Annotated in this window: 13 protein-coding genes; 11 read left to right on the forward strand and 2 right to left on the reverse strand. The window is 64.0% G+C overall.

What is annotated here, in order from left to right; all coding sequences use genetic code 11:
• Positions 1-58 precede the first annotated feature (58 nt).
• Positions 59-1,084, forward strand: coding sequence for a DUF2332 domain-containing protein (locus CXY75_RS05195; protein WP_104081775.1), 1,026 nt, complete (start codon positions 59-61; stop codon positions 1,082-1,084).
• Positions 1,081-1,422: a hypothetical protein gene (locus tag CXY75_RS19750; RefSeq protein ID WP_158251128.1), complete on the forward strand. Its 342-nt coding sequence runs from the start codon at positions 1,081-1,083 to the stop codon at positions 1,420-1,422. Before CXY75_RS05195 ends, CXY75_RS19750 begins: the two co-directional genes overlap by 4 nt.
• A 432-nt stretch (positions 1,423-1,854) precedes the next feature.
• Here the strand turns inward: CXY75_RS19750 and CXY75_RS05200 are convergent, their stop codons facing one another.
• Both CXY75_RS05200 and CXY75_RS05205 read right to left on the reverse strand, forming a co-directional pair.
• Positions 1,855-3,387 (reverse strand): SDR family oxidoreductase, encoded by a 1,533-nt coding sequence (locus tag CXY75_RS05200; protein WP_104081776.1) that lies wholly within the window; start codon positions 3,385-3,387, stop codon positions 1,855-1,857.
• Between the two features lie 55 nt (positions 3,388-3,442).
• The gene (locus tag CXY75_RS05205) at positions 3,443-4,993 is read right to left on the reverse strand and encodes an MFS transporter (protein ID WP_199182372.1); all 1,551 of its coding nucleotides are present in this window, start codon (positions 4,991-4,993) and stop codon (positions 3,443-3,445) included.
• A gap of 151 nt (positions 4,994-5,144) precedes the next feature.
• Between CXY75_RS05205 and CXY75_RS05210 the strand changes: the two genes are divergently transcribed.
• From CXY75_RS05210 to CXY75_RS05250, 9 genes are all read left to right on the forward strand, one after another.
• Positions 5,145-5,777 carry a DsbA family protein gene (locus tag CXY75_RS05210; protein ID WP_104081778.1) on the forward strand — a complete coding sequence of 211 codons (633 nt, stop codon included), beginning with the start codon at positions 5,145-5,147 and terminating at the stop codon, positions 5,775-5,777.
• Positions 5,778-5,786: 9 nt separating this feature from the next.
• On the forward strand, positions 5,787-6,284 hold the full coding sequence (locus tag CXY75_RS05215) for a ribose-5-phosphate isomerase (RefSeq protein WP_104081779.1): 498 nt from the start codon (positions 5,787-5,789) through the stop codon (positions 6,282-6,284).
• 1 nt (position 6,285) lies between these two features.
• Positions 6,286-7,269 (forward strand): Fpg/Nei family DNA glycosylase, encoded by a 984-nt coding sequence (locus CXY75_RS05220; RefSeq protein WP_104081780.1) that lies wholly within the window; start codon positions 6,286-6,288, stop codon positions 7,267-7,269.
• 13 nt (positions 7,270-7,282) lie between these two features.
• Positions 7,283-8,827 carry an amidohydrolase gene (locus CXY75_RS05225; protein ID WP_104081781.1) on the forward strand — a complete coding sequence of 515 codons (1,545 nt, stop codon included), beginning with the start codon at positions 7,283-7,285 and terminating at the stop codon, positions 8,825-8,827.
• A gap of 43 nt (positions 8,828-8,870) precedes the next feature.
• A complete protein-coding gene (locus tag CXY75_RS05230) occupies positions 8,871-10,391 on the forward strand; it encodes a multicopper oxidase family protein (protein ID WP_104081782.1) in 1,521 nt (506 codons plus the stop codon).
• 151 nt (positions 10,392-10,542) lie between these two features.
• Positions 10,543-10,737 (forward strand): Flp family type IVb pilin, encoded by a 195-nt coding sequence (locus CXY75_RS05235; protein ID WP_104081783.1) that lies wholly within the window; start codon positions 10,543-10,545, stop codon positions 10,735-10,737.
• Between the two features lie 134 nt (positions 10,738-10,871).
• A complete protein-coding gene (locus tag CXY75_RS05240; RefSeq protein ID WP_233201743.1) occupies positions 10,872-11,270 on the forward strand; it encodes a TadE/TadG family type IV pilus assembly protein in 399 nt (132 codons plus the stop codon).
• The gene (locus tag CXY75_RS05245; protein ID WP_104081784.1) at positions 11,258-12,265 is read left to right on the forward strand and encodes a TadE/TadG family type IV pilus assembly protein; all 1,008 of its coding nucleotides are present in this window, start codon (positions 11,258-11,260) and stop codon (positions 12,263-12,265) included. Before CXY75_RS05240 ends, CXY75_RS05245 begins: the two co-directional genes overlap by 13 nt.
• 8 nt (positions 12,266-12,273) lie before the next feature.
• Positions 12,274-12,999, forward strand: a complete 726-nt coding sequence (locus CXY75_RS05250; protein ID WP_104081785.1) for a Flp pilus assembly protein CpaB — start codon at positions 12,274-12,276, stop codon at positions 12,997-12,999.
• Positions 13,000-13,001 lie beyond the last annotated feature (2 nt).

Consider the following 13,001-nt stretch of genomic DNA (forward strand, 5'->3'; position numbering starts at 1 on the left):
CTGGGGCGCTTCGGGCGCCATCGCACCCGTTAAGCCTAACCATGATTACGATGGAGAAATGAGAGAGAGCACCGATGCTCGGGTCGCCACAGCCCAGCGCTACCGGGCCTTCGCTGAGGTTGAGGCCCGCGGAATGAGCGCCTGCTACGAACGTTGGGCGGCTGGCGTCGCGGCCGATCCTGCGCTCGTGTCGTTGATCGATCAGCTGCCGGCGGTGAAGCGGCAACCGAACCTGGTGTTTAGTGCAGCCCGGTTTCATGGGGCAAAGGTGGGGGAGTACGGCGAGTTCGCGGCGTGGCTGCGGGAACATTGGTCCGAGGTTGCCGCGACCTGCCTGAGCCACGCGACCCAGACCAACGAGTCCGGTCGCTGCGCCGTGCTGCTGCCGGCCCTGGCGGCGCTCGCCGGGCCGCTCGCGCTCATCGAGGTCGGGGCATCCGCTGGGCTCTGCCTGCACCCCGACCGATACAGCTACCGGTATCACCGTGGTGGCGGTGGCGATGTTAGTGGCGGTGATAGTGGTGGCGGCGAGCGGATGCTGCACCCGGCTGACGGGCCGAGCCCGGTAGTGCTGGACTGCATGCTGAGTGGCCCGGTGCCGGTGCCGGAGCAGATGCCCGAGATCGTCTGGCGGGCCGGCATCGACCTGCACCCGCTTGACGTGCACAACGACGCGGATGTGGCGTGGCTGGACGCACTGATCTGGCCCGAGCACGACGACCGGCGCTTGCGGCTGCGGGCCGCCGTTGCCGTGGCCCGTCAGCAACCGGTCGAGATCGTGCGCGGCGACCTCAACGATGAGATCGAGGCACTCGTGGCGCGGGCTCCGGCGGGGGCGACCGTCGTGGTGTTCCACACCGCCGTGCTCGCCTACCTGAACGAGCAGGGCCGCAACCGGTTCGCCGCGCAAATGACCAGGTTGCCGGTGCGCTGGCTATCGAACGAGGGGCAAAGCGTGGCGCCTGGGGTGCTGGAGCGGCTCTTGGAGACGCCGGCGGAGGCATCCGCTTTCGTCTTGGCGCTGGATGGCCAGCCGATTGCCTTGACCCAGCCGCACGGCCGGTCACTGCACTGGCTGGGGTGAGTTTCGAGATCGCCCGGGTGGTGAGGGCGCAGCAGGAGTCGGCGAGTCAGGGATGCTCCCGCCGACAACAGATCGTCGAGTGCGACCTGCAGGTCCCCGTCATCGGCGGTTTCGGCGCGGAGGGCGGCGCGCAACACGGCGCGGCGGATGAGCTCCTTCGCAAAGGATCCGGTGACGCCCTCAGAGCGGAGGGCCGCTGTGTCGAGGGCGTCGAGCACCTCGAACAAGAGCGGCTGCGGGGTGGCGTTGCGCTGCAGTGCAACCAGGTCGATGTCTTCCAGCACGACGATCTGATATGCCGACAAGGGCCTTCGGGTTTGGGTGGCTCAGACTCGTGAGGGCGATGTCGGCGTCGACCAGGCGGTGGTCGGCGAGCGTCTCGGAAACGACCGGCAACGTGGCCGCGTCCGCGCCGAGGTGTGCGGTGACTTTCACTCCAAGTGGTGACAGCCCCGGCCGGCCCTAGTCATCCGCTTTCGAGACGATGCGGTCCATGAACAGTTTGAAGGTGCGAACGACATCGCGTTCGAAGCTGTCCTCGGTCATGTCCTGCTCCTCGCGACGTGGTCCACCGTCATGCTCATGTTAACGGAGGCCAAGGACGAACAAATCAGACGACAATTTCTGCGTTCTTGGCGTGGCAAACATGAGCGTCAGCGGGGCGTCGACGGCGCCGATGCCGTCTTCGCGTCAAAGTCGGCTTTCTGCTTCCCGGCCAGGAAGCGCAACTTAGCGCCGCCATCAGTACCGCGTTCGACCTCGACTGAGGGCTACCAGGCGCCCGGCTTGTAGTCCTTGAGAAAAACCCCGTACAGGTCTTCGCCGGCCTCGCCGCGCACGATCGGGTCGTACACCCGAGCAGCGCCGTCGACCAGGTCGAGCGGAGCGTGAAAGCCCTCCTCAGCCAGGCGCACCTTGGTCGGATGCGGCCGTTCGTCGGTGATCCAACCGGTGTCGACGCTCGTCATGAGAATGCCGTCTTCCAGCATCTCCTTGGCGCTCGTGCGGGTCAGCATGTTGAGCGCCGCCTTGGCCATATTGGTGTGCGGGTGGCCAGGTCCCTTATACCCGCGACCGAACACCCCCTCCATCGCCGACACGTTGACGATATAGGTACGACGCGCAGTGGATGCGCTCAGCGCCGCCCGCAGACGACTCACCAACAAAAATGGTGCCGTCGTGTTACACAGCTGAACTTCGAGCATCTCGAGCGGATCAACGTCTTCGACATTGGCCGTCCAGCTGTTCACCTCGTGCAGGTCGGGTACCAGCCCGCCCGCGTCAATGGCAGTGCCAGCCGCGAGACGTTCGAGCGACGACGACCCGGCGGCGAGGGCTAGGCGAGTGAGGTCATCCGCTGTCAGAGCGCCGGCACCGGAAGCGGCGGCGAGCAACGGATGCCCGGAGACGGACGCCGCCAGGGCGAGCGGATGCGCATCATTGGTGTGCCCGAATGACACGATCTCGGGCAGTGGGCCGTCGGGCAGCGGGGATTCCTCGGCCTCGACCAAGGGGGAGTACGACCCGCGCGAGCGACGCACGGTCTGCGCGGCGTTATTGATGAGAATGTCAAGCGGCCCTTGGGCAGCGACCGAATCGGCCAGCGCAATCACCTGGGCCGGGTCGCGCAGGTCGATGCCGACGATGCGCAGTCGGTGCAGCCAGTCCTTGGCGTCGGGCATGGCGGCGAAGCGGCGAACGGCATCGCGCGGAAACCGGGTGGTGACGGTGGTGTGCGCGCCATCTCGCAACAGGCGGAGGGCGATATACATGCCAATCTTGGCGCGACCGCCGGTGAGCAGCGCGCGCTTGCCCGTGAGGTCGGTGCGGGCGTCGCGTTTGACGTGGCTGACGAGGGCGCAGCTCGGGCAGAGCTGGTGGTAGAACGCATCAACGACGGTGTACTTCTGTTTGCAGATGTAGCAGGCGCGCGGAACGAGTAATTCGCCGGCGCTCGCCGCGCTCGTTCCGAGTGAGAGCTGGGCGCCACGGGTCTCGTCGTCGATGCGGGTGGGGGCGCCGGTAGCGGTTGCGGCAATGACGCTGCGATCGGCATCGGCGATGACCGCGCGTTTCTCCAGGCGCCGCGACATTTTGACCGACTTGAACATCTTGGCGGTGGCGCGCCGCACGGTGACGAAGTCGGCGCTGTCCGGGTCGACGTCACTGAGCGAGGCGAGTACCCGCAGGGTCACCGCGAGGTCGTGCGGGTCGATCCCGACGAAGTCGATGTTGGGCGCATCGGGGGCCAAGACGATCGACTCGGACTCTGCGGGAGCGGTGCTGGGGGGCGCGGTGGTCATCGGGGAATTCTACGCGGGGTGACTGGGAGCATCCGTTTGCGTGACCCCGCGAACTCTAGAGCTTGGCCGGTTCCTGAACGGGAATGGCGTTGGTCGGCGGCTCGTAGGTGTGGTCGAACGGCATCTCGTCGGTGTCGAGCAGCGGGTTGTCGTCTTGGGTTTTGACCAGGCCATGCGCCTCTTCGGTCGTGTTGACGCTCGGCATTGAACCGGGAAGCGGACGGTTCGCCGACTCCTTGAGAAAGTAGATCGCGATCGCCCCGATGAACGAGGTGGCCATCAGATAGAACGCGGGCATCATGTCGTTGCCGGTGCCCACGATGAGCGCAGCGATGATGAACGGTGTTGTGCCGCCGAAGATGGCAACAGCGAAGTTGTATGAGATGCCCATGGCGCCGTAGCGGCTCGCTGTCGGGAACAGGGCAGGCAGTGCCGAGGCGATCGTTGACACGTAGAAGGTGACCGGGAAGGCGATGAGAGCCAGACCGAGCAGCGTCGACCAGATCGAACCCACACCGATGAGCAGGAATGCCGGGTAAGCCAGCACCACCGTACTGATCGCGCCGGTCCACAGCACGGGGCGGCGACCAACCTTGTCGGACAGGCGGCCGGCCAGTGGAATGCACAGGGCCATGACCACGAGAATGGGGATCGTCAGCGCCGTTCCGTGCAACTCGTCGTAGCCCTTGTTCTCGGTGAGGTAGGTGGGCATATAGGAGGTCAGCGCGTAGCCGACCGTGTTCGCGGCGGCGACGAGGATCATCGCGATGATGATGTTGCGCCAGTACGCCTTGAAAATGGCGATCGGGCCCTTGGGAGTATTCTCCGTTGCTCCGGCCGGGTTCTTCTGGGCGGCTTCCTGCGCGTCGAGGGTGGCCTGGAAGGCGGGAGACTCGTCGATCTTCATGCGGAAGTAGATGGCGACCAGACCCAGCGGCCCGGCGATGAGGAACGGGAGGCGCCAACCCCAGTCCTCCATGACCTCTTGGCCCAGGGTGAGTTGCAGTACCGAGACGAGGGATGCGCCGATGGCGAAACCAAGGTAGCTGCCCATGTCGAGAAAGCTCGCGAAGTAACCGCGCTGCGTGTCGGGCGCGTGCTCGCTCACGAAGGTCGTCGCACCGGCGTACTCGCCACCGGTCGAGAAGCCTTGCACGAGCTTGACGAACACCAACAGTGCGGCCGCCCACACGCCAATCTGCGCGTAACCCGGCAGCACCCCGACAGCGAAGGTCGAGGCAGCCATCAGAATCAATGTGGTGGCGAGTACCTTCTGGCGGCCGATGCGGTCACCGAGCCAGCCGAAGAATACCCCGCCGAGCGGGCGGGCGAAGAAGGTAGCGGCGAAGGTTCCGAGCAAAAATAAAGTCTGAACGGATGCGTCCGCCTCCGGCAGAAAGACCGGCCCCATCGTGGTGATGAGGTAGCCGAAGATACCCACGTCGTACCATTCCATGGTGTTTCCCACGATGGTGCCGCCGAGAGCGCGCTTCATGATGGGCTTGTCCACGACATTGACGTCTGACACCGAGATGCGGCGCCTCAGCAGCGGCTTCTTGGCTTTAATCGGGAAATTCGGGGCGGGTGTACTTCGGTCACTGGGCATGTGAATTTCTCCCGGGGAGATATTGTTCGTGGGACGGACAGCCGTACTGAAGGGTGCAGATTCCCTTTTACCCATCGATAATACCCCTTGTTGGGGGACATTGCCCACCTGACAAATCCCAGAGGAGAAGAGTCCCACCTAGGCTGGTCGCATGACTGATTCCGTAGATTTCTGGTTTGATCCCTCGTGCCCCTGGGCTTGGATGGCTTCGCGCTGGGTAGACGAGGTTGCCCGCCTGCGCGACTTCGAAGTGACCTGGCACATCATGAGCCTCGCCGTACTCAACGAAGACCAAGACGTCAGCGACGATCACGCGGCGTTCTTTCCCCGGGCGCTCAAGTACACCCGCCTGGTCGCCGCGGTCAACGAACTGCACGGCCAAAAGATGGTCAAGGCCCTCTACGACGCACTCGGTACCCAGATTCACCCGGGCGGCAATAAAAACCCCGACGAGGTCATCCCGGCCGCGCTCGCCGAGGTCGGCCTGCCAGCCGACTTCGCCGCCTACGCCGACAGTGATGAATATGACCGCGAGATGCGGGCGAGTCACTTCGACGGCATCAGCCGAGTCGGCCAAGACGTGGGCACCCCGGTGATCGCGGTCAACGGCGTCGCCTTCTTTGGACCGGTCATCTCTCCGGCCCCGATGGGTGAGCAAGCCCTCGCTCTCTGGGACGGAGTGGTGGCACTGGCTAATTACGACGGTTTCTTTGAACTCAAACGGAGCCGCACTCGCGAGCCGAGTTTTGAGCTGAATATCGCCGATACGGCAAGCACAAAATAGACTGCTCACATGCGCATCCACATCGCCACGGACCATGCCGGGCTTGACCTTAGCCATCACCTGATCACGCACCTGCGGGCCGCCGGGCACGAAGTCATCGACCACGGGCCCCAGGCTTATGACGCCCTCGATGATTACCCTGCGTTCTGCATCAATGCGGCGCAGGCCACCGTCGACGACCGGGAAAGCGGCATCGAGGCGCTTGGCGTGGTGTTTGGCGGCTCCGGTAACGGCGAGCAGATGGCGGCCAATAAGGTACCCGGTGCCCGCGCCGCCCTGGTCTGGAATCTCAGCACGGCACGGCTGGCCCGCGAACACAACGACGCCAACGTCATCTCCATCGGCGCCCGGGAGCACACCATTGCAGAAGCCACCGGTTTCATCGACGCGTTCATCGCCGAGCCATTCAGCGACGAGGAGCGTCACGCGCGTCGCATCCGTCAGCTTGGCGAGTACGAAACCACCGGAACTATCGCCGGAAAAGACGTCGACGGCGTCGTGAACTGAGGTGCCAGAGGGCCATTCCGTTCACCGCATCACCCGACAATTTCAGCGCAACTTTGTCGGCCACCGGGTAACCGTCTCGTCACCGCAGGGCCGGTTCGTCATCGGCGCAGCTCAGCTTAGCGGGCAGACGGTGACGGATGCCCGCGCCGTCGGCAAACAGATGTTTCTGGAGTTCGACCACGGACTCTGGTTACGCATCCACTTGGGATTGTATGGAGCCTGGGATTTCAGCGGCGAGATTCTAATGGATGCCACCATGGCGTCGGCCAACGGGCGGATGGGACAAACCAACCAGCACGGCACCGACCTGCCGACCTTCGACGCCACCGGTGAGAACTCGATCTTCAGCATCGGAGCACCACGTCGCACTCGGGTGCGCATGTCGGAGCAGGAAAAAGAGATCGACCTCGACGATACCTTTCCGCCGGAGCCGGTCGGCCAGGTGCGCGTGCGGCTGCTCAGTGACACGGTGTGTGCCGACCTGCGTGGCCCGACGGCGTGCGAGGTACTCGATCCGGCCCAGGTCGAGGCCGCCATCGCCAAGCTCGGGCCCGACCCGGAGCTGGACAATACCCCCGAGGCGGAGCAACGCTTCGTCAGCGTCGTGCGCAAAAAGCCCACGCCAATCGGTCGGTTGCTGATGGACCAGAGCGTGGTCAGCGGCATCGGTAACGTCTATCGCGCCGAGATGCTGTTTCGCGCGGGGCTCAACCCGCACGCACCGGGCAAGTCACTTTCGGACGAGACAGCGCGTGACCTCTGGCACGACTGGGCGCACCTGCTGCATATCGGAGTCGCGACCGGTCAAATGATGACCATGGACGACCTCGAAGGTGAGCGCTACCGGCTCGCCATGAAGAATCGCGCCGACCGGCATTGGGTCTATAAGCGTGAGGGGCTGCCCTGCCGAGTCTGCGGCACGCACATTGTGCTTGAGGAGATGGCCGCCCGCAAGCTGTACTGGTGCCCGCGGTGCCAGGCCTAAAAATGAGAACGCGATGACGGATGCCCGCACCGCCCCGCCGGTGATCGGCGATGGCCACACCCGGTTGCTGCGAAATGCCAGGCTGCCCGGAAGCGACGACGTGGTCGACGTTGAGATCGTGGGGGGCAGCATCCGCTCGGTGGGATTTGTGGAGGCAACCGGACGGCCCGATCGGCCCGAAGCTGATCTCGGAGGGCGCTGGCTGATTCCCGGATTGTGGGACAACCACGTGCATTTCACTCAGTGGGCGCAGAACAGCAGGCGGCTCGACCTGTCGGGCGCACACAGCGCAGCAACGGCCGCAGCGCTGGTGGCCGGCCGCGCGGCCGACACTGCGCCAGGCGACACCCTGATCGGTTTCGGCTTTCGCGACGGCCTGTGGCCAGACGCCCCGAGCCGCGACGTACTCGACGCGGTTTCCGGCGCCCTGCCGGTCGTGCTGGTCAGCGGCGACCTGCACAGCTGCTGGCTCAACTCCGCAGCGCTCGCTGCGCACGGATTCGCCGAGCACCCCACCGGTTTGCTGCGCGAAGCGGATGCCTTCCGGGTCGAAGGCGCGCTCAACACCGTCGCAGAGACGGTCACCGATGAGTGGGCGCGCGAAGCCGCTGGCCTGGCCGCCAGCCGCGGCGTTGTCGGAATCGTCGACTTCGAAATGAGCTGGAACCTCGACTCCTGGCATCGACGCATGAGCGCAGGCCAGCGCGCGCTCCGTGTCGAATTCGGTATTTATAGCGAGCACCTGCAGCAGGCAATCGACCTGGGCCTGCGCACCGGCACCGTCATCGACGGCACAAACGGGCTCCTCACGGTCGGCCCGTTCAAGATCATCACCGACGGATCGCTGAACACCCGCACCGCGTTTTGCGTCGACGAATACCCGGGCCTGGCCGGACAGCAGCACTCACACGGCATGCTCAACGTTCCGGTCGACGAGCTGTTCGAACGGATGCAGCGCGCTCACGCCGCCGGCATCCGCCCGGCCGTGCACGCCATCGGCGATGAAGCCAACCGCCTCGTGCTCGATGCCTTTGACCGGCTCGCTGCTCACGAAGAACCGGGGCGGCCGTCGTTTGGCCCGCTCGGCAACATCGAACACGCGCAACTGCTGCGCGTCGACGACGTCGCCAGATTCGCGCGGCTGGGCATCGTGGCTAGTATGCAGCCGGAACACGCCCTGGACGACCGCGACGTCGCCGATCATTACTGGGCTGGTCGCACCGGTCGTGCCTTCATGCTGCGTAGCCTGCTCGAGGCTGGAGTCACGCTCGCCTTCGGCTCCGACGCGCCGGTCGCGCCGCTTGACCCGTGGGTAACCATGGCGGCAGCCGTCGCCCGCACCAAGGGCGATCGCGCGGCGTGGCATCCGGAGCAGTCCGTGTCACGGCAGGCCGCGCTCGCCGCATCGACCCGCGGGCGGCACCGCGTCAGCGTCGGTGATGTGGCCGATCTTGCGGTCTGTGAGATCGACCCGTTCACGGCATCCGTTGCGGATCTGCGCGTCATGCCTGTAGCAGCGACCCTCGTCGGTGGTCGCTTCACCCACAACACCCTGTAGCGCTCTGGTAAGACGACGTCAGGCACACTGCGAAAATAGGATCATGATCCGAATTGCCAGTCCGAGACGACGTGTCGCCACCATCGTCAGTGCTGCGCTGACCGGCGCAGTGGTGCTCGCGGTCGGCCTCACCGCCTGCACGAGCGACAATGGCGCCGGCGTGATCGACACCGTCGGCGCCGTCGACTTCGTCAATCCGTTGGCGATCCCGCCGCTAGCCGCGTCGACCGTTGACGCATCCGGTGAACGGGTCTTCGACCTCACAGCCCAGGCAGGGCAGACAGAGTTCACCGCCGGCGTCGAGACAGACACCTGGGGCTACAACGGCAGCTACCTCGGACCGACGATCGTCGCCCAGCGGGGCGAAAAGGTGCGCATCAACGTCAACAACGACCTCGACGAGGCAACGACGGTGCACTGGCACGGCGCGAATCTGCCCGCCGAAATGGACGGCGGACCACACCAGATGGTCGAGCCGGGGGCAACCTGGAGCCCGAACTTCACCATCGACCAGCCCGCAGCCACGCTCTGGTACCACCCGCACCCCGAGGGCCAGACCGAACACCAGGTAGAGAGGGGCCTGGCCGGAGTATTCATCGTGCAAGACGACGCCGAAGCGGCGCTCAACCTGCCGCGCAACTACGGGGTCGATGACATTCCCGTCATCGTGCAAGACCGTCGCTTCGACGACAACGGCCAGTTTCTCACCGACGTGCGCGGCTACATCGGACCGATCGGTGACGAGCTGCTCGTTAACGGCACCCTCGCGCCGTACCTTGACGTCACGACCGACGTCGTGCGGCTGCGCCTGCTGAACGGATCCACCGCCCGGGTCTATGACTTCGGGTTCAGCGACGGGCGGTCATTCGACCTGATCGCCACCGACGGGGGACTGCTCGGGCAAGCTGCACCGATGGACGGTATCCGGTTGTCGCCGGGGGAGCGAGCCGAGGTGCTCGTGCGCCTGACGCCAGGAGAAACCGTGGAGCTGCGCTCCAGTACGCCAGATCTCGGCACGTCGGCAGCAGCTGCGACCCGCAACGCCGGCGACGACACGCTCGACGTGATGCAGCTGCGCGCCGCCGCCACTCTCAGCACGATCGGGACGACGCCCGCCGAGCTCGCACGTATCATCCCCTTGCAGAAAGCGGATGCCACCACCGAGCGCACCTTCACCCTCAATGGCTTCACCATCAATAGCCGCCTGATGGATATGACGCGCATCGATGAAACCGTCGAGGCCGGTGCCACCGAAATTTGGACCGTCGACAACGCCATGCCGCTGCCGCACAACTTTCACGTGCACGCGGTGCAATTTCAGGTACTGCGGGTCGGCACGCAGCCTCCACCGGTCGAACTCTCGGGCTGGAAAGACACTATTTATCTGGAGCCCGGCGTGCGCTATGAACTCATTATGCAGTTTGCGGAATATACCGATCCTAACTTTCCGTATATGTTCCATTGCCATATGCTCGCGCACGAGGACTCCGGAATGATGGGGCAGTTCGTCGTGGTCAAGCCGGGCGAGCAGGCCGGAACCCCGCCGACCCCGCACGAGCACTGATGTAATGCCACAAGTTTTTTTACCCACAATGGGACATAGTGTTGCGACAAAGAAGCCCCCGTTCGGGACTTGATGAGAAACTGTCGGGTCACATATCTTTCTAGAAGAAATCGGCACCAACGCTGATTTTTCACAGAATGGATTACCCGAAATGAAGTTCTACACAAAGATTGCTGCATTCACCAACAGCCTGCGTTCCGACGAAGAAGGCGCCACCGCGGTGGAGTACGGCCTCATGGTCTCGCTGGTCGCCGTTGCCATCATCGCCGCCGTCACCCTGCTTGGCACCGATCTGGCCAATACCTTCAAAACTATTACCGACAAACTTCCAACCGCTGCTTCTTAACCAGCATTTTCGACGCGGTCGGTCGACCGCACTCTGCTGTGCCTCAATCAACAGACAGCGGTGACATCCAGTGGCGGCGATTTTCTCATGGGAAGTCGCCGCCGCTCAGGCTGAAGGGATCTACATTGTTGTGGTTGCGTCGAAAACTGAGGCGCCTGCACTCCGGCGAAGGCGGCGCTGCAGCAGTAGAGTTCGCGCTCGTCCTGCCAATTCTGATCTTCCTCATCTTCCTCATTATCGAGGTCGGTCGGCTGTACAACATGCAGATCTCACTTACCGGTGCCGCCCGCGAGGGCGCGCGGTGGATGGCGATTTACGACGACGAACCCGGTGCGAAAACCGCCACGATTGCTGCCGCTCCGTCTGTACCCCTCACGGAAGCGGAAGTAACGGTGACCCCGACGGATTGCACGGCCGGTTCGACAGTCACGATAACGGTCACCTACACGGTCGATCTCATCTCGGGCTACATGCCAGCCCCAGACCCGCCGTTGGTTCTCACCGGAACGGGAGTCATGCTGTGCGGTGGATAAATCGCCTGCTGCGCTCCGAGCGCGGCGCCAGCGCCGTCATGGTCGGCATCCTCATGATTCCCCTCTTGGGGTTTCTGGCGATCTCGATCGATGTCGGTGCCCTCTACGCCGAGAAGGCGCAACTGCAAAATGGAGTGGATGCCGCGGCCGTCGCGATTGCCCGAAACTGCGCCATCGACGATCTGTGCGACTCCCCGACCACGGCCGTCGCCCAGGCGCAATCCTTCGCGAACGCCAACTCGAACGACGCCACGTCCAACGTGCTCACCCCCACTTTTCCGACCAGCTCGAGCGTTCAGGTCATCGCGACTACTTTGGAGGAGTCCGGAGCTTTCGGGATCAGCCCGTTCTTCGCCATCGGCGCTGCTCCAACAACAGTGAGCGTGTTAGCGCAGGCGGAGTGGGGTTCGCCCGGAGGCGCCAATGTGCTGCCGCTTGCTATTTCGTACTGCGAATTTCGGCCGGCACTCGACGGCACGCTACAGCTCATTCGCTACGATCGGAATCTGGAGTGCGCTGGCCGCGACGGGCATCCTATACCGGGAGGTTTCGGCTGGATTGAACCGATCGCCGACACCTGCGAAGCTGCCATAGACCTTACCAGCGCGACCGTACCCAGCGACCCGGAAAACGATCCGCCGACGAGCGACTGCGACACGTACTTCAACGCCATGCTGAACACCACGATCTTGGTGCCTATCTTTGATCGCGCCTACGACATCAACGGCACCAACGCCGTGACGGGAGTCGTGGGTAGCTACCACATCTATGCCTTCGCCGCCTTTCGCATCACTGGGTGGAAGTTCAGCGGAAACAACAATCTTCCGATGACCAGCCTCGATCCGGTTGCGCAAGCCTCACCGGCGACGAAATGCACCGGGAATTGTCGAGGCATTCAGGGGTATTTCGACCACTGGGTGTCGGTTGACTCAGCAGAAGTAAAAAAGCTCGGCGGACCGAATCTCGGCGCAGAGTTTGTCAGACTGATCAAATAGGAGATGCCATGAAAACCCGACTTATCGGTGCGATTGTCGCGATTATCTTGGCCCTTGTGGGCACCTTCGCACTCACCGGCTACGTGCGCGGTGCCGATGCTCGAGCCTCCGACGGTGCGGCCCTGGTCTCCGTGTTCGTCGTCGCCACCCAGATTCCTCAGGGCACCAAGGCAGAAGACATCGCGACGTTCATCGTTGAGAAGCAGATTCCAGCGTTGGCGGCCGTTCCCGGCCGGGTGACCACGCTCAACGCTTTGGCCGGCACGGTAGCCGATACCGCGCTCGTGCCCGGTGAACAGTTGATCAGTTCCCGCTGGGTCGAAGCGGCCGATCTCGCCGCCCGCGGCGACGTCGCGATTCCGGACGGCATGCAGGTTCTCACCCTCGCCTTACCCCTGGAGCGAGTCGTTGGCGGAGTTCTCACGCCCGGTGACACCGTCGGAGTGCTGATCGCTACCAGCAACACCACCGACGGCGTAGAAGCCCGGGTGAGCAAGCAGGTCTTCCATAAGGTGCTGGTCACGGCGGTGCAGGCCGGCACCACCACCACGCCAGACGCTGGCGCCGATGCTGCCCCGGTGAGCGTCATTATGGTCACCCTGGCCCGTACCACGCCCGACATCGAGTCCCTGGTCTGGGGCCAGCAATTTGGAACGGTCTGGCTCACGATCGAACCCGACACGGCCACCGAGACCGCCTCCCGGGTTGTCGACGGGGCGGAGTTGTTCCAATGAGG

It is taken from the genome of Cryobacterium sp. Y11, assembly GCF_002929535.1.
GTDB lineage: Bacteria > Actinomycetota > Actinomycetes > Actinomycetales > Microbacteriaceae > Cryobacterium.